Source organism: Candidatus Pseudomonas phytovorans (assembly GCA_029202525.1).
Classification (GTDB): domain Bacteria; phylum Pseudomonadota; class Gammaproteobacteria; order Pseudomonadales; family Pseudomonadaceae; genus Aquipseudomonas; species Aquipseudomonas phytovorans.
On record CP119325.1, the window covers coordinates 5,603,472 to 5,627,554 of the forward strand.

The following is a 24,083-nucleotide window of genomic DNA, read 5'->3' on the forward strand; positions in this document are numbered from 1 at the left end:
CAGGCATCGTTCATCCTTGCCGCTTGAAGCCGGTCACGACGGGGCGTGGCGGCCAGGGCAGGCGTTCACGCCGCCCCTGGTTGTTGAAAATCAGGCCATCGGTGTCGATGTCCTGTAGCACGATCCCCGGTGCCAGGCGTTGACCACGGGCCAGGGTGCGTACCTGCTCGCCGTAACGCAGCACCACCACACTAGAGGACAGCGGCTGCGCCCTGAGGCCGCCAAGGTAGTGCAATGGCAGGCGGGTAATAACGATGGCGCCGTCGTCGATGGGCACTTGCCAGTGGCCGACCATCAACCCGGGCAGCGGGCTGACGGCGACCGTCGGCGCCATGGCCGGTTGCGGCTGGCGGCTCAGTTGCAGCACACACTGGGCGGCCAGCCAGCCGGCCAGGGTCAGACCGGCACCGGTGAAAATGCGCGAGGCGAGTGTCACGAGGCCAACTGCCGTGGGTGCCAGCCCGGGTGCCCCTGTACGTAACGCACTTCGGGCAGTTGCAGCGGCGCCAGTTGCCAGTCGCCACGCTGGCGGGCGAGCCAGGCTTCGACCCGCTGCCACAAGGGTTCGCCGGCCTGGCTTTCAAACTGCAGGCCGAAGGTGCGGCACAGGCCCTGCACCGGCTCCAGCCCAGAGATGCGCTTGCCTTGAGGGCTGTAGCTGACACCCCAGGCCTGCCCCTGCCAGCGCGGCAGGTCCTGGCTGTTGTCCAGCAGTAGAGGGTCGCCGAACAGTTGCTCTGCCGCGTTTTCCAGCACTTGTTCCACTTGCCGGGCTGGCGCTTCGACCACCGGTGCCGGGTAGCCACCGGTGAGGCTGATCAGGTGTTCGCGCGTGATTGACGCGCCTGCCGGCAGCGGGTAGTCATAACGCAGGCCCGGCAACAGCACGGGCATGCCGCTGCCATCGGCCAAGGCTTGATGCAGCAGGCGGTCCCAGCTGCCGCCACGGGTATCGCGGCGCCACAAGGCCTGTGGCGCGCGGGCCAGCGGTTGATCGAGCCACGCCGCGTGGCCGGCACGTTGCTGGCGCAGCGCTGCCTGCAATGGCCCGACACGCAGCTGCGCGGCAGGCGCCAGTTGTTGTTCAAAGGCCGGGAAGAAACGCCCGTCGAACTGCCACAACCCAGCCACGCGCTGGCAGCGCAGGCGGAAAGCACCGCTGCCCCGACAACCGGCAAACAGCACCGGTACACGGCGACCACTGGCCTGGGTCACTTCGACGGGCGCCGGCCACAGGTCTTGGCCACGGGCGCACAACAGCACATCGATTTGTGGCACCCGTTCAGCCAGCCACAGGCCGGGGCCGGTGCCGACATCGGCCATGGCCACCACCAGGTCGGCCTCGCGCCGGGCCTGCTCGAACACCGGCTGAAGTGACTGGTACCACTGTTTGAGAGAGGCTTTCTGGTCCTGGGCGTAGGGGTCGGTCACGCCGACCACGGCAATTCGGGCGCCGCCGCGCTCGAAGACGTGCAAGGCGTCCAGGCCCAGGGCCTGGCGCTGCCCGTCCGCCAGGCCAGCGCCCAGGGTAATTGCACCCGCCTGGCGATAAAGCCCTGTGCTGCGTTGTGGCCACAGCACACGCTCGTCACTGCTGACCCGCGCTTCTGTGCCCAGCAGTTGGCTGCCCTGCACCCCGCTTTCGCCCTGGGTCAGGTAGGCCAGGCCACTGCCGTTCCAGCCTTGGCCATTCTCCAGGGTCAGGCTGTTGCCTGCCCCGGCCTCGCCGCGCAGTTGCTCCAGCAGTGCCGCCAGCACCGCATAGCCGCCCAGTTGGGCGACTGTTGCCTGGCTGGCATCCAGCAGCGGCGCCAGTTGCGGGTAGGCCAGGCTGGCGCTGCTGCCAGTCATCCACGGCGCGCGGCCAAGGTGGCTGACAGGCCCAAGGCGGGTCGCGGGTACCACGGCCTGGCCGGGTTGCCGGGCATCGAGGGTATCGGCCACGTACAGCAGGTCGAGCCGGGCATTGCCGCCCTGCTGCCCCGGGAAGGCGGAGCAGGCGCCGAGCAGCGGTGCCAAGGCACCGACACCCATCCAGCCCATTACTTCGCGCCTGTGCACACTGCTTGCCATCGAACCCGCCATCCTTATCCACGTTCATTCAGGGCTCCGGATGTTGCGGCGTTGGCATTACAGTTTGATGGCAGAAATCCGACAGCCATTCCAAATTGATCTGTCAGAGGCTCTTCTAAGAGCGAGTCGTTTTAAAAACCCCTTAACATTTCTGCCAATCAATCATCATATTTCCCCACTAAAGTCGCGGGTTCCTCTAACTCAGCCATTATAAGGACACCCTGATGAGTCGAGATACCGGCGACAACCTGGACCGGAACCACAGCGCCAATATGCCGATGGCCACTGTCATGGACGCCTATCTGAGCCGCCGCAGCGTGATGCGCGGCAGCCTGGGCGCCGCCATCGCCATGATTGCCGGTACCGGCCTGACAGGCTGCTTCGACGGGGGTGGTTCCGATCATGATGATCCGGTCACCGAGCCACCGGTGACCGAGCCGCCTGTCACCGAGCCGGAAGTGCCTAAACTGGCGCTGGGCTTCCAGTCCATCCCGGGCTCGCGCACCGACGCCTGTGTGGTTGCCGCCGGCTACAGCGCCTATGTGCTGGCGCCGTGGGGCACGCCGCTGAACAGCAACGGCAACCCGTGGAAGTCCGACGGCAGCAACACCTCGACCGACCAGGCCAACGCCATGGGCATGCACCATGACGGCATGCACTTCTTCCCCATCAATGGCAGCTCGGAAGACGGCCTGCTGGCGATCAACTTCGAGTACATCGACGCCGCCGCCCTGCACCCGGCCGGCCCGACCACCGATGTCAACGGCAAGCGCCCGGTCGAGGAAGTGCGCAAGGAAATCAACGCCCATGGTGCTGGCGTTGTGCGCCTGCAGAAAGTCAGCGGCCGCTGGCAGGTGGTCGACAACGACCCGCTGAACCGCCGCTTCACCACCGCCTCGCGCATGGAAATCACCGGCCCGCTGCGTGGCACGGACCACGTCAAGACCAAATACTCCAGCGCCGGCACCCACTGCCGTGGCACCAACAACAACTGTGGCAACGGCTACACCCCGTGGGGCACCTACCTGACCTGTGAAGAGAACTGGCCAGGCATCTTCGTCAACAAGGGCACCCGCCCCGAAGACCAGCGCCGCATTGGCGTGGGCACCTCCAGCGGCCAGTACAAGTGGGAAACCGCCGCCGGTGACAGCACCGAAGTGGCCGACGAATTCACCCGCTTCGACGTTACCGTCAAAGGCGCCAGCGCCACTGACGACTACCGCAACGAAGCCAGCACCTACGGCTACATCGTCGAGATCGACCCGTACAACAGCAGCACCCTGGCCACCAAGCGCACCGCGCTGGGCCGCTTCCGCCACGAAGGTTGCGCCCCAGGCCTGCCCGTCGCCGGCAAGCCGCTGGTGTGGTACATGGGTGACGACTCGAACAACGAGTACCTGTACAAGTGGGTGTCCACCGCTGTGTGGGATGCCGCCGACGCCAACCCGGCCGACCGCCTGGCCACCGGCGCCAAGTACCTGGACCAGGGCAAGCTGTACGTCGCCCGCTTCAATGCCGACGGCAGCGGTGTATGGCTGCTGCTGGACGTGGCCACCGCGACCACGGGCGGCAGCACCCTGGGCGCGCTGTACGGCGACCTGCCGGGTATCATCCTCAACACCCGTGGGGCTGGCGATGCCGTGGGCGCAACGCCGATGGACCGCCCGGAATGGACCACGGTCAACCCGCTGAACGGCGACGTGTACCTGACCCTGACCAACAACAGCGCGCGTACCCCGGAAAAGGTCGATGCGGCCAACCCGCGCGGCCCGAACCGCCACGGCCACATCATTCGCTGGCACGACAGCGACGACCAGCTGAGCTTTACCTGGGACATCTTCGTGTTCGGTGCCAACGCAGCCGGTACTGCCGACATCAACCGCTCCGGCCTGACCGAACTGAACCAGTTCGCCAGCCCCGACGGCATGAGCTTCGATAGCCGTGGCGTGTTGTGGTTCGAGACCGACAACGGCGAGAGCACCCTCACCGATTACACCAACGACCAGCTGCTGGCAGTAATCCCCACCGACCTGGTAGACGCGACCGGCAAGCAGGTGCCGGTGAACGCACAGAACCAGGTGGACCTGCGCCGCTTCTTCGTTGGGCCGAATGATTGCGAGGTGACCGGGATTGCCTTTACCCCGGACAACAAGACCTTGTTCGTCAACATTCAGCACCCGGGGAACTGGCCGTATACCGACAAGGCGACCGATGCTACGCCGGCTGGGGCCACGGTTCGGCCGCGGGCTTCGACTGTGGTGATTCAGCGGATTGATGGCGGAGAGATCGGCACCGCCTGATCGACCTGTGTACGGGGGCCGCTTTGCGGCCCATTCGCAGGCAAGCCAGCTCCCACAGGGATATCACAGGCTCTGAATGCCGTGGTTTCCTGTGGGAGCTGGCTTGCCTGCGAATGGGCTGCAGAGCAGCCCCGGCTATCTCAATCCTCACCAGGCCATGGGCTCCCGGCTACGCACTCGCACTTGCTGCGCCGGCACCCGGGCATGCCACTGCACCACGCCCAGCGCCTCCACCTGGAACTCGCTGCGTATCACCCGCCCCTCTTCCTCAAACGACAGCTGCAGCAAGAAGTACCCGCTGTTAAGCAGCAAACCTTCACTCAGCCGCTCGAACGTTTCGTCATCCACCGCCCCCAACGCCTGGCGCAGCGCACCCGCATCCACGTACCCCGACGCCGGCCGGCCGCTGATGATGCGGCTGAGCAACGAACGCGGGTAACGCCCCTCGTACAGCGCCTCCAGCAGCGGCAAGTGCTCCAACCCCAGCGCATTGGCGTTCAGCCGCCAGCCGGTGACCTGGGGCAAGGCACACAGCATCGGGTAACGAGCCTGGCGGGCAGCATCCGGCGCCAGCAGCAAGTTCAGCTCGCTGGTGTCGAGCATCGGCTGGTTGGCCGCCAGGCGCGGCGGTTGCTGGCGCAGGTACTGGGCACTTTCGGCGCCCTGCAGGCGGGTGTCGCTGTCGGCATCGAGCCAGTCGGCCAGCGCATCGGTCAGCCGCTCAGCAGCCATGTCGTCGCCCAGCAGGTAGTGCAACTGGCGCTCGGCACGCTCGCCATCGGCACCCAGCAGCGCATTGACGTTGAAGCACGTGTGCTGGTCGTGCACCCGCAGTTGCGCCTTACCGGCGCCAAAATCGTAGTTCAGCGGCTGCCCACGCAAGGCCTGCCAGAACAGCGGGCTAAGCCGCCAGGCCGGGTCGCGCAGGGCCTGCCCGGCATAGGCCAGGCCAGCCTGTTCCATGGCCCGCGCCTGCACCCGCTGGTGCAGCAGGCGCACTTCATCCACCTGGCGCCGGCCATCTTCCACCAACCAGGCCATGCCCGCCGCCAGCATTGCCAGCACCACCATCACCATCAGCAGGGCCGCACCCTGCTGTTGCCTGCCACCCATCCGTGCGTGCCTCGCTCGCGCAATAAAGACGCCAGTCAACACGCCGCGTGTTGCAGGTAGATGGCAATGCCCGTTCGTCATGTGCCCGTCATCTACACGAGGCAGGATTGCCCTTCCTTTTCATGGCCTTACAGGAGTGGTCGCAATGGGTGGCATTGGAATCTGGCAACTGGTGATCGTACTGCTGATCGTGTTTTTGCTGTTTGGTACCAAGCGCCTCAAGGGCCTGGGTAGCGATGTGGGCGAGGCGATCCAGGGTTTTCGCAAGTCCATGGGCGGCGACGCTGATGCCAGCGCACCCGGCCAGGCGCAGGTTCAGCAACAGGCCACGCAGGCCGGCCAGGCCACGCAGCAGCCTCAAGCGGACCGTCAGGCCTGATGTTCGAGGTAGGCTTCAGCGAGCTGCTGCTGGTCGGTGTCGTTGCGCTACTGGTGCTGGGCCCGGAGCGCCTGCCGGTGGCGGCGCGCACCCTCGGCCGTGGCCTGGGCCAGGCGCGCCGGGCCATGCACGCCTTGCGTACGCAGGTAGAACGCGAGATCGAGCTGCCCAACCTCGACAGCGCCCCGTTGCAGCGCCTGGAACAGGAAATCCGCCAAGGCATCAGCCTGAACACGGAGCCGGCCAATGATGCCGCCACGGTAGCCGCCCCCAAGGAAAACGCCTCATGAGTATTGCCATGGACCCGGCGGGCAGCATGCCGCTGACCGAACACCTGCGTGACCTGCGCAAACGCCTGGTGCGTTGCCTGGCACTGGTGGCGCTGGTGTTCGCCGGCCTGTTCCCTTTCGCCCAGACACTGTACACGCTGATATCCGAGCCGCTGCGGCGCTTTTTGCCGGAAGGCGCGAGCATGATCGCCACCAGCGTCACTTCGCCGTTTCTCACGCCGTTCAAGCTGACGGCGATGTGCGCGCTGTTCGTGGCCATGCCGCTGCTGCTGCACCAGGCCTGGGGTTTTCTTGCACCCGGACTGTACCGCCGTGAGAGGCGTATTGCCCTGCCACTGCTGGTGTCGAGCATCGTACTGTTTTATGGCGGCATGGCCTTCGCGTTCTTTCTGGTGTTCCCGATGATGTTCGGCTTCTTTGCCAGCGTGACGCCGGACGGTGTGGCGATGATGACCGATATCAGCCAGTACCTGGACTTTATCCTGGCGCTGTTTTTGGCGTTCGGGTTAGCGTTCGAGATCCCGGTGGCGACGTTTATCGTGGTCTGGGTGGGGTTGGCCGATGTGACCACGTTGCGGCGCAGCAGGCCCTACGTGATCGTGGGGTGCTTTGTGGTGGGGATGATTCTGACGCCGCCTGATGTGTTTTCGCAGACGATGCTGGCGGTGCCGATGTGGGTGCTGTTCGAGGTGGGGCTGCTGGCGTGTGCCTGGCTGCGGCAGCCTGAGCAGAATAAGGACATTGTGGCTGGATCTTAGGGCCTCTTCGCGGGACAAGCCCGCTCCCACAGGGATATCACAAGGCTTCGGACCGGTGATATCCCTGTGGGAGCGGGCTTGTCCCGCGAATGGCCCTAACGCGGTCTAGAACTCGGCGAGCCGCCAGACTTCGTAGGCTGGCGTCTCGTACGGGTGGCTGTGCTTGAGCGCAACGACGGTCTGAACGATCAGCTCGTCTGCCACCACCAGCTCCACCTTCCACTCCTCCACCACCTCAACCTGTCCCGCTTGCCCGAGGAACGGCTGGCTGCCGTCCAACGGGCGGAACTGGCCCTGGCCGAGTGTTTGCCAGGCGCAGTGATCATAGTCACCGATGCGCCCGCCACCAGCAGCGAACACAGCGGCCTTGACCACTTCGACATGGCTGGCGGGGACAAAGAAGGCGAGCTTGTACACGCCTTAGTTCACCCACACCCGCGCGTTGCGGAACATACGCATCAGCGCGGCATCTTCCTGCCACTCATCCGGGCGCCAGGAGTTCTGCACGGCGCGGAACATACGCTCCGGGTGCGGCATCATGATGGTCACACGGCCGTCGCGGCTGGTCAGGCCGGTGATACCGCGCGGCGAGCCGTTCGGGTTGGCCGGGTAGGCTTCGGTGACCTTGCCGTGGTTGTCGACGTAGCGCAGGGCCACGCAACCGGACACATCGGCTTCCAGCAATGCTTCTTCGCTGGCGAACTCTGCGTGGCCTTCACCGTGGGCGATGGCGATCGGCATGCGCGAACCGGCCATGCCCTGCAGGAAGATCGAGTTGGACTTCTGCACCTCGACCATGGCCACCCGCGCCTCGAACTGCTCCGAGCGGTTACGCACGAAGTGCGGCCAGTACTCGGTGCCCGGGATCAGCTCGTGCAGGTTGGACATCATCTGGCAACCGTTGCACACGCCCAGGGCGAAGCTGTCGGTACGCTCGAAGAAGGCCTGGAAGGCGTCACGGGCACGGGCGTTGAACAGCGCCGACTTGGCCCAGCCTTCACCGGCACCCAGCACGTCGCCGTACGAGAAGCCGCCGCAGGCGACCAGGCCCTTGAAGGCCTCGAAGTCAACACGGCCAGCGAGGATGTCGCTCATGTGCACGTCGATGGCGGCGAAGCCGGCACGGTCGAAGGCAGCAGCCATTTCGACCTGGCCGTTCACGCCCTGCTCGCGCAGGATGGCCACTTGTGGGCGCACGCCCTTCTTGATGTAGGGTGCAGCGATGTCGTCGTTGACGTCGAAGCCCAGCTTGACCGACAGGCCCGGATTGTCTTCCTCAAGCAGCAGGTCGAATTCCTGGTCGGCGCAGTCAGCGTTGTCGCGCAGGCGCTGGATCTGGTAGCTGGTCTCGGCCCACTGGCGCTGCAGCATGCGACGGTCGTCGTCGAACAGCACTTCGCCGTTCAGGCTGATGGACACTTCAGCGTTGTTGACCGGCTTGCCGATTACCGCAACACACTCTTCGCCCAGGCCAGCGGCGCTGAACTGTGCCAGTACGTCCGGGGTGGCATCCTGGCGAACCTGGATAACAGCACCCAGCTCTTCGTTGAAGAGGATGGCCGGCACTTCTTTGCGATTGTCAGTCAGTGGGTCGAGTTGCAGGTCGAGGCCGCAGTGGCCGGCGAAGGCCATTTCCACCACGGTGGTCAGCAGGCCGCCATCAGAACGGTCGTGGTAAGCCAGCAGGTGGCCATCGGCGTTCAGGCCCTGGATTACGGCGAAGAAGGCCTTCAGGTCTTCGGCGTCGTCAACGTCCGGTGCCTGGGCAGCGATCTTGCCGTAGGTCTGGGCCAGGATCGAGGCGCCCATGCGGTTTTTGCCGCGGCCCAGGTCGATCAGGATCAGGTCGGTTTCGCCCTTGTCCATGCGCAGCTCAGGGGTCAGGGTCTTGCGAATGTCGGTGACCGGGGCAAAGCCGGTGATGATCAGCGACATTGGCGAGGTGACGCTCTTCTCGCCGCCCTCATCGCTCCATTTGGTCTTCATCGACATCGAGTCTTTGCCGACCGGAATGGTGATGCCCAGTTCCGGGCACAGCTCCATGCCGACAGCCTTGACGGTGTCGTACAGACGGGCGTCTTCACCCGGGTGGCCAGCAGCAGACATCCAGTTTGCCGACAGTTTGATGTCGGACAGCTTCTCGATGCGCGAGGCCGCCAGGTTGGTTAGGGTTTCGCCGATCGCCATGCGGCCGGACGCCGGGGCATCCAGCAGCGCCAGCGGGGTGCGCTCGCCCATGGCCATGGCTTCACCGGTGTAGACGTCGAAGCTGGTGGCGGTGACGGCGCAGTCGGCCACCGGCACCTGCCACGGGCCAACCATCTGGTCACGGGCAACCAGGCCGGTGATGGTGCGGTCGCCGATGGTGATCAGGAAGCTTTTGCTGGCCACGGCCGGGTGGTTCAGTACGCGCTGGACGGCGTTGTCCAGGTCCAGCTCGCTCGGGTCGAAATCATCGCCCAGCTCGGCTTCACGGGTAACCGAACGGTGCATGCGCGGCGGCTTGCCCAACAGCACATCGAGCGGCATGTCCACCGGGGTGTTGCCGAAGTGGCTATCGGTCACGGTCAGGTGTGGCTCTTCAGTCGCTTCGCCGACCACGGCGAACGGGCAACGCTCGCGCTCGCAGATGGCCTTGAAACGCTCGAAGTCGACGGCGCTGACGGCCATCACGTAACGCTCTTGCGATTCGTTGCTCCAGATTTCGTGCGGGGCCATGCCCGGCTCGTCATTGGGCACGTTACGCAGCTCGAAGCGGCCACCACGGCCACCGTCGTTGACCAGCTCCGGGAAGGCGTTGGAGATGCCGCCCGCGCCAACGTCGTGGATGAAGGCGATCGGGTTGGCGTCGCCCAGCTGCCAGCAGCGGTCGATGACCTCTTGGCAACGGCGCTCCATTTCCGGGTTTTCGCGCTGTACCGAGGCGAAGTCCAGGTCTGCCGAGCTGGCACCGGTCGCCACCGACGAAGCAGCGCCGCCGCCCAGGCCGATCAGCATGGCCGGGCCGCCGAGCACGATCAGCTTGGCGCCGACGGTGATCTCGGCCTTCTGCACGTGGTCTTCACGGATGTTGCCCATACCACCGGCAAGCATGATCGGCTTGTGGTAGCCGCGCACTTCTTCACCGTGCGGGGTGTTGATGGCTTGTTCGAAGGTACGGAAGTAACCGGTCAGGGCCGGGCGACCGAATTCGTTGTTGAACGCAGCGCCACCCAGCGGGCCTTCGATCATGATGTCGAGGGCGTCGACGATACGCTCAGGCTTGCCGTAGGCCTGCTCCCAAGGCTGTTCGAAGCCCGGGATGCGCAGGTTGGACACGGTGAAACCGGTCAGGCCGGCCTTGGGCTTGGCGCCACGGCCAGTTGCACCTTCGTCACGGATTTCACCACCGGAGCCGGTGGAAGCGCCGGAGAACGGGGCGATGGCAGTCGGGTGGTTGTGTGTTTCCACCTTCATCAGGATGTGCACCGGCTCCTGCACCGCGCCGTACTGGCGGGTTTCAGGGTTCGGGAAGAACCGGCCGGCAACGTTGCCGACGATCACCGAGGCGTTGTCCTTGTACGCAGACAGCACGCCTTCGCTGTGCATCTGGTAGGTGTTCTTGATCATGCCAAACAGGCTTTTTTCCTGGTCCTGGCCGTCGATGTCCCAACTGGCGTTGAAGATCTTGTGGCGGCAGTGCTCGGAGTTGGCCTGGGCGAACATCATCAGTTCGATGTCGTTCGGGTTGCGTTTGAGCCCCTGGAAAGCAGCGACCAGGTAGTCGATCTCGTCTTCGGCCAGGGCCAGGCCCAAGTCGATGTTGGCCTTGGCCAGGGCATCACGGCCACCTGCCAGAATGTCCACCGAGGTCATCGGCTTGGGCTGGGCGTGGCTGAACATGTCAGCGGCCTGCTCCAGCTGGCCGAGCACACGCTGGGTCATGCGGTCATGCAGTTCGGCGGCGATCAGGGCGGCGTCAGCATCGCTCAGGGTGCCGGCAACGTAGTAGGCGATGCCGCGCTCCAGGCGCTGGATCGACTGCAGGCCGCAGTTGTGGGCGATGTCGCTGGCCTTGCTGGCCCAAGGCGAAATGGTGCCCAGGCGCGGTACGACCAGGAACAGTCGGCCAGTCGGCTCCTGTACCGGCACGCTCGGGCCGTACTTGAGCAGACGGCCCAGCACCTGCTGCTGGTCGGCGGTCAGCTCGCCGTCGACATCGGCGAAGTGGGCGAATTCGGCATACAAACCAGTAACAGCGGGGACTTTCTGGCTCAGTTGCTCGAGTAATTTACCGTGGCGAAAGGCAGAAAGGGCAGGAGCGCCGCGCAGGATCAACATCGTCGGGACAGCCTCAGGAAGGGGTGTGCTTAGAGGCCGTGCATTCTAGCCTAATTCGATGGCTTTCGGCACCCGCTCTACGCCACGGCTGCCGGGCGGTGGAACCGGACTTGCAAGTCAAAAAAATTCCACCTTATCTGGCACGCTCCCCTGCAGGCCGCTATTGCACAGAATGCGCTACCAGACAAGCTAACCGTTGTCGAGATATGGTTGGGCCGGTCCTTTGCGTATACTGCAACCTATGTTCGCCCACACTGCTTTGCGCCAGCGTTGCGCCAAATGGCTTTTTGCAACCGGACTCTTTCTGCTGCTCGGTGCCTGCGTTGAAAAACCCAGCACCCTCGAGCGCGTGAAGGAGGATGGCGTGCTGCGCGTAATCACCCGCAACAGCCCGGCCACCTATTTCCAGGACCGTAACGGCGAAACCGGTTTCGAGTACGAGCTGGTCAAGCATTTCGCCGACGATCTCGGGGTGAAGCTGGAGATCGAAACTGCCGACAACCTCGATGAGCTGTTCGACGACCTCGGCAAACCCTCCGGCCCGGTGCTGGCGGCAGCCGGCCTGGTCAGCAGCGAACGGCGCGCGGCCCAGGCGAAATTCTCGCACCCCTACCTGGAAGTGACCCCACAGGTCATCTACCGCAACGGCCGCACTCGCCCGACCAACGCCAAGGGCCTGGTCGGCAAGAAAATCATGGTGCTCAAAGGCAGCAGCCATGCCGACCTGCTGGCCGAGCTGAAAAAGCAGAACCCTGGCCTGGAATATGAAGAGTCGGATGCCGTGGAAGTGGTCGACCTGCTGCGCATGGTCGACGAAGGCCAGATCGACCTGACCCTGGTCGACTCCAACGAGCTGGCGATGAACCAGGTGTACTTCCCCAATGTGCGCGTGGCCTTCGACGTGGGCGATACCCGCGACCAGCGCTGGGCAGTGGCAGCGGGCGAAGACAACAGCCTGCTCAACGAAATCAACGAATTTCTCGACAAGGCGCAGAAAAACGGCACCCTTCAGCGCCTGAAAGACCGTTATTACGGCCATGTCGACGTACTGGGCTATGTCGGTGCCTACACCTTCGCCCAGCACCTGCAGCAGCGCCTGCCCAAGTACGAGAAGCACTTCAAGAGCTACGCCAAGGTCGAGCAGGTGGACTGGCGCCTGCTGGCCGCCATCGGCTACCAGGAATCGATGTGGCAGCCGGAGGTTACCTCCAAGACCGGCGTTCGCGGCCTGATGATGCTGACCCAGCGCACCGCCCAGGCCATGGGCGTGTCCAACCGCCTGGACCCGAAGCAGAGCATCCAGGGCGGCGCCAAGTACTTCATGAAGATCAAGGCCGAGCTCGACGACAGCATCCAGGAGCCGGATCGCACCTGGTTTGCCCTGGCGGCCTACAACGTAGGCAGTGGCCACCTGGAGGATGCCCGCACCCTGGCCAAGCGCGAGAAGCTCAACCCGAACAAATGGCTGGATGTGAAGAAGATGCTGCCGCGGCTGTCGCAGAAGCAGTGGTATCGCCAGACCAAGTACGGCTATGCCCGTGGTGGCGAACCGGTGCACTTCGTGGCCAACATCCGCCGTTACTACGACATCCTCACCTGGGTGACCCAGCCGCAGCTTGAAGGCCAGGTGGCCGAGGGCAACCTGCATGTGCCTGGGGTGAACAAGACCAAGCCGGCTGAACAGTCACCACCGATGTAAGCCTGTACGCGCCTCTTCGCGGGTAAACCCGCGAAGAGGCCCTTGCAGGTTAACCTTTGGCCCGGCGAGCCTTGAAGAAGTCACTCAGGATCTGCCCGCACTCTTCAGCCAGCACCCCGCCCTCCACCATCACCCGATGATTGAGGAAGCCCTGCCCGAAGAACTGCCCCTGGCTCTGCACGATTCCGGCCTTGGGCTCCAGCGCGCCAAACACCACGCGCATCACCCGCGAATGCACGATCAGCCCCGCACACATGCTGCACGGCTCCAGGGTTACATACAGCGTGCTTCCGGGCAGCCGATAGTTGCTGGCGGACTGAGCGGCTGCGCGGATGGCCACCATTTCGGCATGCGCACTCGGATCACTGTCGGTGATCGGCCGGTTGAAACCCTGGCCGATCACCTGCCCATGCTGCACCAGCACCGCGCCCACCGGCACTTCGCCCAGTGCTGCGCCCTCGGCAGCCAGGCCCAGGGCCAGGCGCATGAATTCCTGATCGCGGCTGCGATCAATGATCTGCGGGCGCATCAGACCACCGCAATCGCGGCCATCAGGCCGGTTTCCATGTGGTCGATGACGTGGCAATGGAACATCCAGGTACCCGGGTTATCCGCCACCAGCGCTACCTGGGCGCGCTCGTTCTTGCCCAGCAGGTAGGTGTCGGTGAACCACGGCTCCTTGATGTCGTGGCGGTTGGAGGCGATCACCTTGAAACTCATGCCGTGCAGGTGGATCGGGTGCTGGTACTGGGTCATGTTCTTCAGCTCGAAGATGTAGCTCTTGCCCTTTTTCAACGTGGCGATGGGGCGGTCGGCGCAGGTCTTGTCGGTGATGTCCCAGGCCTGGCCGTTGATCTGCCACATGCTCGACGGTTTGTCCGTGTCAGGGGTGACAGAGACGCTGGCCGCCCACTCGAAATTGAAGTTGAGCTTTTCGGCATTCTCCAGGTCCGGCTCGGCGATCGGGTTGGCCGGCAGCGCTGGCGGCCAGTCACTCGGCGCGCTATTGCTGGCCACCGAACGCAGGGTACCCAGGCGCACGAAACCGTCGCGCAGGGAGATCTCCTCGCCCGCCTCGGGAATTCGGATGGCCAGACATATGCGCATGCCAGGGCCGAGCCAGTAATCGTCTTCCAATGGACGCGGGGTCACCGGGTTGCCGTCGAGGGCATAGATTTTCGCCTCGCAGTTGCCCTTGAGGTTGATGCGGTAAGTCCAGGTGTTATCGAGGTTCAGCAGGCGTACCCGCACGACCTGGCCGGCTGGCAATTCGGTGACCGAGTCGGCCTGGCCATTGATGGTGATCAGGCGCCCGGCGGTGCCATTGCGCGCGGCCTCGCGCGGGATGCTGAAAGGCAGCCATGCGCCCTGCTCGTCCACGTGCCAGTTCTTCAGGCTCAGGGTGCGCTCATGCTGGAAGCCGGTCGGCTCACGCTCTTCGACGATCAGCGGGCCGACCAGGCCGCGCCCCAGCTCCTCGGAGCTGCTGACATGCGGGTGGTACCAGTAGCTGCCGGCGTCCGGCACGCGGAACTTGTAGTCGAAGTACTCGCCTGGCTTGACCGGCAGCTGCGATACATACGGCACGCCGTCCATTTCCAGCGGCAGGCGGATGCCGTGCCAATGGATGGTGGTTTCCACCGGCAGGTGGTTGATGAAGCGAACCCGCAGCCAGGTGCCCTGGCGCACACGCAACTCGGTGCCCGGCGCCGAGGGGCCGAAGGCCCAGGCCTCGGTCTTGAAGCCCGGCACCAGCTCGACGTCCAGTGGCGCCGCGATCAGCTCGTAATCATGCCCGGCATTGTCATCTTCGACCTTGCCCAGCCAGTAGCGCGCCGCGCCACCGGCGCCCAGGCCAACCACAACCAGGCCGGTGAGGCCTTTGAGCATTTGTCGACGGGTGAAGGACATCGGTGCGGGTACCTCGTGTTCTGCGCAATCAAGCTGCCAGCAGTGGCTGGCGATGAAGGGCGAATACGATACACCTGCAAATGGGAAAGATTAAGTGAAGTCTTGTTTTGCCTGGGCTGGCCTCTTCGCGGGTGTACCCGCTCCCACAGGGACCGCGCAGTTCTTGAGGCCTGCGCAGTACTTGTGGGAGCGGGTTTACCCCCGAATGGGCCAGGCCAGGCAACAGATACAACAAGGGCGCCCTGCGGCGCCCTTGTGGCTCAACTTATTCCCACTCGATAGTGGCCGGCGGCTTGCTCGACACGTCGTATGTCACGCGCGAGATGCCTTCGATTTCGTTGATGATACGGCCGCTGACAGTTTCCAGCAGCTCGTATGGCAGGTGTGCCCAGCGCGCGGTCATGAAGTCCACGGTCTCGACGGCACGCAGGGCGACGACCCAGGCGTAACGACGGCCGTCGCCAACAACTCCAACCGACTTGACCGGCTGGAACACCACGAAGGCCTGGCTGGTCTTGTGGTACCAGTCGGCCTTGCGCAGTTCTTCGATGAAGATGTGGTCGGCACGACGCAGGATGTCGGCGTATTCCTTCTTCACTTCACCCAGAATGCGCACGCCCAGGCCCGGGCCCGGGAACGGGTGGCGGTAGACCATGTCGTACGGTAGACCGAGTTCCAGGCCGATCTTGCGCACTTCGTCCTTGAACAGTTCACGCAGCGGCTCGACCAGCTTGAGGTTCATTTCCTCCGGCAGGCCACCGACGTTGTGGTGGGACTTGATCACGTGGGCCTTGCCGCTCTTGGCGCCAGCTGACTCGATCACGTCCGGGTAGATGGTGCCTTGGGCCAGGAACTGGATGTTGTCCAGCTGGCTGGCTTGGGCATCGAACACGTCGATGAAGGTGCGCCCGATGATCTTGCGCTTCTTCTCCGGGTCGGCTTCGCCTTCCAGGTTGTCGAGGAACTGCTTTTCAGCGTCGGCGCGGATCACCTTGACGCCCATGTTCTCTTTGAACATGGCCATCACCTGGTCGCCTTCGTGCAGGCGCAGCAGGCCGTTGTCTACGAATACGCAGGTCAACTGGTCGCCGATGGCGCGGTGCAGCAGGGCGGCAACCACCGAGCTGTCAACGCCGCCGGACAGGCCCAGCAGGACGTTGGCCGAACCGACTTGCGCGCGTACCTGGGCAATGGCGTCTTCAACGATGTTGGACGCAGTCCACAGCGCCTCGCAGCCACAGATGTCCTGGATGAAGCGGGACAGGATGCGACCGCCCTGCTTGGTGTGGGTCACTTCCGGGTGGAACTGCACGCCGTAGTAGCCGCGGGTATCGTCGAACATGCCGGCGATCGGGCAGCTTGGGGTGCTGGCCAGTACGTGGAAGTTGCCCGGCATCTGGGTGACCTTGTCGCCGTGGCTCATCCACACGTCCAGGCCCAGTACGCCGTCATCGTCAACGTGGTCTTCGATGCCGTCGAGCAGGCGGCTCTTGCCGACCACATCTACGCGGGCATAACCAAACTCACGCAGTTCGGAACCTTCAACCTTGCCGCCCATCTGCTCGGCCATGGTCTGCATGCCGTAGCAGATGCCCAGCACCGGCACGTTCAGGTCGAACACGGCCTGCGGGGCGCGAGGGCTGTTGGCTTCGTGGACCGACTCGGGGCCGCCAGCGAGGATGATGCCGCGCGGGTTGAATTCGCGGATCGCTTCATCGTCCATGTCGAATGGGTGCAGTTCGCAGTACACACCGATTTCGCGCACGCGGCGGGCGATCAGCTGGGTGTACTGGGAACCGAAATCGAGGATCAGGATGCGGTGAGCGTGAATGTCGAGGGCCATGACTCAATCTCGTCAGTGGAAATCGGAAACGACGCGGGGCTGTCGTGACAGCCCCGCATACTTATATTGCTGGAAGCCTCAGCCTACGCGGTAGTTAGGGGCTTCTTTGGTGATTTGCACGTCATGCACGTGGGACTCGGCCATGCCGGCACCGGTGATGCGAACAAACTCCGGCTTGGTGCGCATCTCTTCGATGGTTGCGCTGCCGGTGTAGCCCATGGACGAACGCAGGCCGCCCATCAGCTGGTGGATGATCGCGGACAGGGCACCTTTGTAAGGTACGCGGCCTTCGATACCTTCAGGAACAAGCTTCTCGGCGCCGGCCGAGGAGTCCTGGAAGTAACGGTCGGACGAGCCTTGCGCCTGTGCCATGGCACCCAGCGAACCCATGCCGCGGTAGGCCTTGTAGGAACGGCCCTGGAACAGCTCGACTTCACCCGGGGCCTCTTCGGTACCGGCGAACATCGAACCCATCATCACGCAGGAAGCACCGGCAACGATGGCCTTGGACAGGTCACCGGAGAAGCGGATACCGCCGTCGGCGATCAGCGGCACGCCAGTGCCTTCCAGTGCGGCAGCAACGTTGGCGATGGCGCTGATTTGCGGCACGCCGACACCGGCAACGATACGGGTGGTGCAAATCGAACCTGGGCCGATACCAACCTTGACGGCGTCAGCGCCAGCATCGGCCAACGCCTTGGCTGCAGCGCCAGTGGCAATGTTGCCGCCGATCACCTGAACTTGCGGGTAGGTTTCTTTTACCCAGCGAACGCGGTCGATAACGCCTTTGGAGTGACCGTGTGCGGTGTCGACAACAACCACGTCAACGCCAGCGGCAACCAGGGCGGCAACACGCTCGCCGGTGTCCTTGCCGGTGCCGACTGCGGCGCCAACGCGCAGGCGGCCCTGGTCGTCCTTGCTGGCCAGCGGGTAGGCCTTGGCTTTTTCGATGTCCTTGACGGTCATCATGCCCTTGAGGCTGAACTTGTCGTCAACGATCAGGACTTTTTCCAGACGGTGCTTGTGCAGCAGCTCGCGGACTTCGTTCTTGTCGGCGCCTTCGCGGACGGTGACCAAACGCTCTTTGGGGGTCATCACGTCGCGGACTTTGGCATCCAGGCGGGTTTCAAAGCGCACATCACGGGAGGTGACGATGCCGACCAGGTCGCCGTTCGCCAGCACCGGAACACCGGAGATGTTGTTCAGGCGGGTGAGGTCGAACAGGTCACGCACGGTGGCGTCGGCGTCGATGGTGATCGGGTCTTTGACCACGCCAGCCTCGAACTTCTTGACCTTGCGCACTTCGCCGGCCTGCTGTTCGATGGTCATGTTCTTGTGGATGATGCCGATGCCGCCTTCCTGGGCCATGGCAATGGCCAGACGCGCTTCGGTCACGGTATCCATGGCGGCGGAAACCAGCGGAATGTTCAGCTCGATGCCACGGGTCAAACGGGTCTTGAGACTGACTTCATTGGGCAGTACCTCGGAATAGCCAGGTACAAGGAGGATATCGTCGAAGGTCAGGGCTTCTTGGCTGATACGCAGCATCGCGGGGGCTCCCGGGCGGGAAAAATGGAAGCGCGCCATTATACTCATGCACGGCGCGCCGCTCAATGCAAAATAAGGGCCTTCGGTCAGCCTTGTGGCAGTTTTACCTGTACCACGACCACCGGCTGGTCGAGCCAGTCGGCAAAGCTGTCGAGAAAGGCCTGGGTAAACCCGGCCTCGCCCCAGTTGTTGAAGATGAACCCCAGATTGGAAAAGGCACATGGCTGCAGGTAAATGAAGCCATTTATGTCATCTTCAAAGCCACACAGCGGGCAGGTGAAGTTGTCGCTCACTGCCGGCGTCCACTCTTCCAGGCTTTCGAACAATGGCTCGCCCACCTCGCGCCGGCACTCCGGGCAGCCGGCTTCTTCGAGAAAACCTTCGGTGGGGGTGTAGATGCAGCGTTTGAACATCACCTCCAGGCCGTTCACCGGCTGGTCGAAGGGCAGCTTTTCCGGATGAAGGGCCACTTTGCGCGCCCCGGCGGCCAGGGCATGGCCCATGCGGTTGCCCGTGCGGCCGCAGGTGGTCAGCTGTTCTTCGATGACCTTTTCGCGCACCAGCCAGCGCAGGATGGCCCGTGAGCGGGCTTCGTGCGAAGGGACCGTGGACAGTTTGGGAACGATGATGCTCTGGGTGTTCATGAACGGGACAAGCCTGAAAAACGCCGGTAATGACGCAATTCTACCGCTCAAGCGCTCAGGTAGCGACCAATCAACGCCAGGCCACTGGCCAGCACCAGCCAGGTGACCAGGCGGACAAAGGCTTCGCGGGACAGCTTCATGCTAAGCCGGCGGCCCAGCCAGAGGCCGACGAACATCACCGGCAGCAGACAGGCGGCCAGCAACAGCAGGCTGGTGTCGGCATATACGCCGGCGATGAGAAACAACGACAGGCGCACGATGGTGCTGCAACTGATCAAGGCACTTTGGGTAGCGCGTACTTGCTCTTTCACCTCCAGACGTGCACTGAGATAGATCGCATACAGGAAGCCGCCACTGCCGAACAGCGCGCCAAACAGGCCTCCTATGGTCCCCATCGGTACTGCCCAGAATCCGGACAACCTGGCGGGACGCACCTTCACTGCCAGGCCGTAGACCGCGTAGGCGGTGACGAACAGGCCCATGAGCAAAAGCAGCAGGTCGGATTTCAGGTTAAGCAGAAATGTCACCCCCAGGAGGCAGCCTATGGCCATGAAGGGCAGCAGGCGCAGCAGTTCGCCACGCACCACATCACGGCGCGAGGGCAGCAGGTTGCCGAAGGCGGCGACGAAGTCGAGCAGCACCAGCAGCGGGATGATCCGCGACAGTGGCATGAAGTGGATCAGTACCGGGCCTGCAACCAGCGCGGTGCCGAAGCCGGCGATGCCGAAGACGATGTAGGCAACCCCGACACCGAGCAGGATAGGCAGCCAGTCAAGGCCGGAGAATGACAATTGAGCGAGCATCGTGCTGTGTCCTGAGCAGTCCTTTGATAGTGCATCGTATTGGGAATGACATGGGGCGAACAGGTGCAGGTCGTTATAGAGGATTGAGGCCACAGGGCAGGACAGACAACCGGGGGCGATGTCCTTTATGATGCCCACCATGATCAAAGACCCCTTCGAACGACTCGGCCTGGACCGCGAGGTCCTTACCGTCAGCCAACTCAACGGCCGCGCGCGGGTGCTGCTGGAAGACGTGTTCCGCAGCGTGTGGGTGGAAGGTGAAATCTCCAACCTCGCCCGCCCGGCGTCTGGCCACATGTATTTCACCCTCAAGGACAGCGGCGCCCAGGTACGCTGTGCGCTGTTCCGGCAGAACGCCACGCGGGTGCGCCAGGCCCTGCGCGATGGCCTGGCGGTTCGGGTGCGTGGCAAGGTTTCGCTGTTTGAAGGGCGTGGCGACTACCAGCTGATTCTCGACACCGTCGAGCCGGCAGGCGACGGTGCACTGCGCCTGGCCTTCGAGGCACTGAAGGAAAAGCTCAGTGCCGAGGGGCTGTTCAGCACGGAACGCAAAAAGCCGCTACCGGCCCACCCGCAACGTGTCGGTATCATCAGCTCGCCTACCGGCGCGGTGATACGCGACATCATCAGTGTGTTCGGCCGCCGTGCCCCACAGGTGGAACTGAACCTGATCCCCACGGCGGTACAGGGCCGTGAAGCCATTGCGCAGATCGTGCGCGCCATTCGCCTGGCTGACAGCCTTGGTTTCGATGCGCTGATCCTGGCCCGGGGTGGCGGTTCGCTGGAAGACCTGTGGTGCTTCAACGAAGAAGCCGTGGCGCGTGCCGTGGCCGCCTGCGTCACCCCGATCGTCAGCGCCGTGGGCCATGAAACCGATGTGTCGATCAGCGACTTCGTGGCCGACGTACGCGCGCCCACGCCGTCTGCCGCCGCCGAGTTGCTGGCCCCGGACAACAGCGGTTTGCAGCAACGACTGGACGGCCTGCAACGGCGCCTGCTGCTGCGCATGCAGAATCGCCTGACCCATGACCGCCTTCGCCTGGACTCACTGACCCGGCGCCTGCGCCACCCAGGCGAGCGCCTGCGCCAGCAGGCCCAGCGCCTGGACGACCTGGACATGCGCCTGCGCCGTGCCTTCATGCTCAGCCTCAACCAGCGCCGCGAGCGCCTGGCCCGCATGGACACCCGCCTGGCCGCTCAGCACCCGGGGCGCAACCTGAAACTGCTGGGCCAGCGCCTGGACAGCCTGGCCGAGCGCCTGCCACGGGCCATGCGCGAAGCGTTGAAAGACCGTCGCCAACGCTTCCAGGCTCAACTGCAAACCCTGCAGGTGGTCAGCCCGCTGGCCACCCTCGCCCGCGGCTACAGCATCCTGCTGGACGACCAGGGCCAGGCCATCCGCAGCGCCGAACAGACCCGCAATGGCCAGCGCCTGACCGCCCGCCTGAACGAAGGCGAACTGCAGGTGCGGGTCGAAGACAACCACCTGACCCCGGTCACGCTTTCACTACTGGACTGACACATGCCCCGCTTGCTCGCGCCCCTGCTCGCCCTTTCCCTGCTGCTGCTCGCCGGTGGCGCTCAGGCCAGCTATATCACCCGCACGCTGAACAAGCCGGTACCTGGCGGCGTGGCTGTGGTCGACCTCGGCCCTGCCGCCAGCGCCCCTAGCGCCCGTTTCGACGGCAAGCAGGTGCTGGTGGTGAAAGAACAGGACAACTGGCTGGCCATTGTCGGCATTCCACTGACCCAGAAGCCCGGCACGGCGGTGCTGAACCAGGGCGGCCGCACCCTGCCCTTCAGCGTCGGGAACAAGAAATACCCCGAACAGCGCATCACCCTGAAGAACACTCGCCAGGTCAACCCGAACCCGGCAGACCTCAAACGCATCGACCGCGAGCTGGCCGAGCAGATCAAGGCCTACCGCAGCTTCAGCCCGAGCCTGCCGAGCAACCTGATCCTCGACAAGCCGGTCAACGGGCCGCTGTCGAGCAAGTTTGGCGTGCGCCGCTTCTTCAATGGCGAAGAACGCAACCCGCATGCAGGGTTGGACTTTGCGGTGCCGGCAGGAACGCCGATCAAGACCCCGGCCAATGGCAAGGTGATCCTGGTGGGCGATTACTTCTTCAATGGCCGCACAGTGTTTGTCGACCATGGGCAGGGGTTTATCAGCATGTTCTGCCATATGTCGAAGATCGATGTGCAGGTGGGGCAGCAACTGCGCCGTGGCGAGGTGGTCGGGCGCGTGGGCTCGACCGGGCGGGCTACCGGGCCGCATATGCACTGGAACGTCAGCCTGAACGATGCGCGGGTGGACCCGGCGATCTTCATTGGCGCGTTCCAGCCCTGAGACCGCATCGCCTGCTTCGCGGGCATGCCCGCGAAGAGGCCAGCACGGGCGACATCACTTCAACTATGTTGCGCTATGGAAAAATACTGCGCAAAAATCAATAAGCACTCAGCACAATGAAGCCATAAAATCTCGCCTAATCGCTTTTTTTAAGCATTCCTCTCAATTTTTCCCGAACGCTTGCCATCCCCAACCCCACTGGTTAAGTTTGAAGGCATGAAAACCTTCAGCACCCTCATCCTGCTCCGACAACATCGCAGCCTCTGCCTGGTCAGCGCCCGACTACCAGGCTGAATCGCGTCGCCTCGCCTCTTCACCTCGTTACTGCTCGGCAGGCCCGATCTCGGCCGCACACAAAAGGATTGCTTCCATGACCATGCTCAAAGACCCATCGAAGAAGTACCGCGCTTTCCCGACCATCGACCTGCCTGACCGTACCTGGCCGTCGAAAACCATCACCGAGCCACCCATCTGGTGCAGCTCCGACCTGCGTGATGGCAACCAGTCGCTGATCGAGCCGATGGATTCCGAGAAGAAGCTGCGTTTCTGGAAGACCTTGGTGCAGGTAGGCGTGAAGGAAATCGAAGCTTCGTTCCCGTCTGCCTCGCAGACCGATTTCGACTTCGTGCGCACCTTGATCGAAGACGGCCACATCCCGGACGACACCACCATCCAGGTGCTCACCCAGGCCCGCGACGACCTGATCGCCCGCACTTTCGAGTCGCTGCGCGGTGCGAAGAAGGCCATCGTCCACCTGTACAACGCCACCAGCCCGTCGTTCCGCCGCATTGTCTTCAACCAGGACAAGCAAGGCGTGAAGGACATCGCGGTAAACGCGGCCAAGCTGTTCGTCAAGTACGCTGCCCAGCAGCCAGAAACCCACTGGACCTTCCAGTACTCGCCAGAAACCTTCAGCGCTACCGAAATGGAGTTCGCCAAGGAAGTCTGCGACGCGGTCATCGAGGTGTGGAACCCGACGCCTGAGCACAAGATCATTCTCAACCTGCCGGCCACCGTGGAAGTCTCCACGCCGAACATCTACGCCGACCAGATCGAGTGGTTCTGCCGCAATGTCAGCCGCCGCGACAGCGTGCTCATCAGCCTGCACTGCCACAACGACCGTGGCACCGGTATCGCTGCCACCGAGCTGGGCCTGATGGCCGGGGCCGACCGCGCCGAAGGCTGCCTGTTCGGCAACGGCGAACGTACCGGTAACGTCGACCTGGTGACCTTGGCACTGAACCTCTACACCCAAGGCATCGACCCGTTGCTGGACTTCTCCGACATCGACGGTGTGCGCAAGGTGGTCGAAGAGTGCAACCAGCTGCCAGTGCACCCGCGTCACCCGTATGTGGGCGACCTGGTTCACACCGCGTTCTCCGGCTCGCACCAGGACGCCATCCGCAAGGGCTTTGCCAAGCAGCAGGAAGGCGAACGGTGGGAAGTGCCGTACCTGCCGATCGACCCGGCCGACATCGGCCGCAGCTACGAGGCGGTGATTCGCGTCAACAGCCAGTCGGGTAAAGGTGGCATCACCTACCTGCTCGAGCAGGAATACGGCATCAGCCTGCCACGCCGCATGCAGATCGAGTTCAGCCAGGTGGTACAGGGTGAAACCGACCGCCTGGGCCTGGAAATGACCGCCCAGCAGATCTACAGCCTGCTGCACAAGGAATACCTCCAGGCCAACGCCCCTTACGCCCTGGTCAGCCACCGCCTGCAGGAAGAAAACGGCAACAGCGCCGTAGAAGTGGAAGTAGCCGGTGAAGGCGAAACCACCCTGCACTGGCGCGGCAAGGGCAATGGCGCCCTGGAAGCGCTGGTGGCCGGCCTGCCGATCTCGGTTGAAATCATGGACTACAACGAGCACGCCATTGGTGCAGGCACCAATGCCAAAGCCGCAGCCTACATAGAACTGCGCGTAGCCGGTGGCCGCCCGGTGCATGGCGTGGGTATTGATGAAAACATCACCACGGCCAGCTTCAAGGCACTGTTCAGCGCGCTGAACCGCTCGCTGAGCCAGCAGGAAGCCAAAGCGGCCTGATCGTTGCG

19 protein-coding genes are annotated in these 24,083 nt (G+C 63.7%); 8 read left to right on the top strand and 11 right to left on the bottom strand.

The window, feature by feature from the left end; all coding sequences use genetic code 11:
* Window positions 1–10: 10 nt before the first annotated feature.
* Together P0Y58_24765 and P0Y58_24770 are read right to left on the bottom strand one after the other, a co-directional pair.
* Window positions 11–436: a pilus assembly protein PilZ gene (locus P0Y58_24765; protein WEK30063.1), complete on the bottom strand. Its 426-nt coding sequence runs from the start codon at window positions 434–436 to the stop codon at window positions 11–13.
* Window positions 433–2,073: a lipoprotein UxpA gene (locus P0Y58_24770; protein WEK30064.1), complete on the bottom strand. Its 1,641-nt coding sequence runs from the start codon at window positions 2,071–2,073 to the stop codon at window positions 433–435. Before P0Y58_24770 ends, P0Y58_24765 begins: the two co-directional genes overlap by 4 nt.
* Window positions 2,074–2,297: 224 nt before the next feature.
* On the opposite strand from P0Y58_24770, the gene P0Y58_24775 reads away from it, so the two are divergent.
* Entirely contained in the window at window positions 2,298–4,373 is a 2,076-nt protein-coding gene (locus P0Y58_24775) for a PhoX family phosphatase (GenBank protein WEK30065.1), read from the top strand.
* Window positions 4,374–4,520: 147 nt separating this feature from the next.
* Here the strand turns inward: P0Y58_24775 and gspK are convergent, their stop codons facing one another.
* Window positions 4,521–5,486 carry a type II secretion system minor pseudopilin GspK gene (gene gspK / locus P0Y58_24780; protein ID WEK30066.1) on the bottom strand — a complete coding sequence of 322 codons (966 nt, stop codon included), beginning with the start codon at window positions 5,484–5,486 and terminating at the stop codon, window positions 4,521–4,523.
* Between the two features lie 145 nt (window positions 5,487–5,631).
* Here gspK and tatA point away from each other — a divergent pair, with 145 nt between their 5' ends.
* From tatA to tatC, 3 genes are read left to right on the top strand one after another with little or no spacing between them, the layout of a single operon-like run.
* Window positions 5,632–5,865, top strand: coding sequence for a twin-arginine translocase TatA/TatE family subunit (tatA, locus tag P0Y58_24785; GenBank protein WEK30067.1), 234 nt, complete (start codon window positions 5,632–5,634; stop codon window positions 5,863–5,865).
* The gene (tatB, locus tag P0Y58_24790; GenBank protein WEK30068.1) at window positions 5,865–6,155 is read left to right on the top strand and encodes a Sec-independent protein translocase protein TatB; all 291 of its coding nucleotides are present in this window, start codon (window positions 5,865–5,867) and stop codon (window positions 6,153–6,155) included. Before tatA ends, tatB begins: the two co-directional genes overlap by 1 nt.
* Window positions 6,152–6,913: a twin-arginine translocase subunit TatC gene (gene tatC, locus P0Y58_24795; GenBank protein ID WEK30069.1), complete on the top strand. Its 762-nt coding sequence runs from the start codon at window positions 6,152–6,154 to the stop codon at window positions 6,911–6,913. Before tatB ends, tatC begins: the two co-directional genes overlap by 4 nt.
* Before the next feature lie 105 nt (window positions 6,914–7,018).
* On the opposite strand, the gene P0Y58_24800 is transcribed toward tatC, so the two are convergent.
* Both P0Y58_24800 and purL read right to left on the bottom strand, forming a co-directional pair.
* Window positions 7,019–7,330: an NGG1p interacting factor NIF3 gene (locus tag P0Y58_24800; GenBank protein ID WEK30070.1), complete on the bottom strand. Its 312-nt coding sequence runs from the start codon at window positions 7,328–7,330 to the stop codon at window positions 7,019–7,021.
* Window positions 7,331–7,333: 3 nt separating this feature from the next.
* On the bottom strand, window positions 7,334–11,233 hold the full coding sequence (gene purL / locus P0Y58_24805) for a phosphoribosylformylglycinamidine synthase (GenBank protein ID WEK30071.1): 3,900 nt from the start codon (window positions 11,231–11,233) through the stop codon (window positions 7,334–7,336).
* Window positions 11,234–11,474: 241 nt separating this feature from the next.
* Between purL and mltF the strand changes: the two genes are divergently transcribed.
* On the top strand, window positions 11,475–12,932 hold the full coding sequence (mltF, locus tag P0Y58_24810) for a membrane-bound lytic murein transglycosylase MltF (GenBank protein ID WEK30072.1): 1,458 nt from the start codon (window positions 11,475–11,477) through the stop codon (window positions 12,930–12,932).
* A gap of 49 nt (window positions 12,933–12,981) precedes the next feature.
* Here mltF and tadA read toward each other — a convergent pair whose 3' ends face one another.
* The 6 genes from tadA to P0Y58_24840 all read right to left on the bottom strand — a co-directional run bounded on the left by tadA (window position 12,982) and on the right by P0Y58_24840 (window position 19,681).
* The gene (gene tadA, locus P0Y58_24815) at window positions 12,982–13,461 is read right to left on the bottom strand and encodes a tRNA adenosine(34) deaminase TadA (protein WEK30073.1); all 480 of its coding nucleotides are present in this window, start codon (window positions 13,459–13,461) and stop codon (window positions 12,982–12,984) included.
* Window positions 13,461–14,843 (bottom strand): multicopper oxidase family protein, encoded by a 1,383-nt coding sequence (locus tag P0Y58_24820; GenBank protein WEK30074.1) that lies wholly within the window; start codon window positions 14,841–14,843, stop codon window positions 13,461–13,463. The genes tadA and P0Y58_24820 overlap by 1 nt, the downstream gene beginning before the upstream one ends.
* Window positions 14,844–15,108: 265 nt before the next feature.
* Entirely contained in the window at window positions 15,109–16,686 is a 1,578-nt protein-coding gene (gene guaA, locus P0Y58_24825) for a glutamine-hydrolyzing GMP synthase (GenBank protein ID WEK30075.1), read from the bottom strand.
* Between the two features lie 78 nt (window positions 16,687–16,764).
* Window positions 16,765–18,234 carry an IMP dehydrogenase gene (gene guaB / locus P0Y58_24830; GenBank protein WEK30076.1) on the bottom strand — a complete coding sequence of 490 codons (1,470 nt, stop codon included), beginning with the start codon at window positions 18,232–18,234 and terminating at the stop codon, window positions 16,765–16,767.
* Between the two features lie 86 nt (window positions 18,235–18,320).
* Window positions 18,321–18,878: a sugar ABC transporter ATPase gene (locus tag P0Y58_24835; GenBank protein ID WEK30077.1), complete on the bottom strand. Its 558-nt coding sequence runs from the start codon at window positions 18,876–18,878 to the stop codon at window positions 18,321–18,323.
* A 47-nt stretch (window positions 18,879–18,925) separates the two neighbouring features.
* Window positions 18,926–19,681 carry a sulfite exporter TauE/SafE family protein gene (locus tag P0Y58_24840; GenBank protein WEK30078.1) on the bottom strand — a complete coding sequence of 252 codons (756 nt, stop codon included), beginning with the start codon at window positions 19,679–19,681 and terminating at the stop codon, window positions 18,926–18,928.
* Window positions 19,682–19,820: 139 nt separating this feature from the next.
* Between P0Y58_24840 and xseA the strand changes: the two genes are divergently transcribed.
* From xseA to leuA, 3 genes are all read left to right on the top strand, one after another.
* On the top strand, window positions 19,821–21,200 hold the full coding sequence (xseA, locus tag P0Y58_24845) for an exodeoxyribonuclease VII large subunit (protein ID WEK30079.1): 1,380 nt from the start codon (window positions 19,821–19,823) through the stop codon (window positions 21,198–21,200).
* Between the two features lie 3 nt (window positions 21,201–21,203).
* Complete coding sequence (locus P0Y58_24850; GenBank protein ID WEK30080.1) at window positions 21,204–22,031, top strand: peptidoglycan DD-metalloendopeptidase family protein; 828 nt, start codon at window positions 21,204–21,206, stop codon at window positions 22,029–22,031.
* A gap of 370 nt (window positions 22,032–22,401) precedes the next feature.
* Window positions 22,402–24,075 carry a 2-isopropylmalate synthase gene (leuA, locus tag P0Y58_24855; protein ID WEK30081.1) on the top strand — a complete coding sequence of 558 codons (1,674 nt, stop codon included), beginning with the start codon at window positions 22,402–22,404 and terminating at the stop codon, window positions 24,073–24,075.
* Window positions 24,076–24,083: the final 8 nt, after the last annotated feature.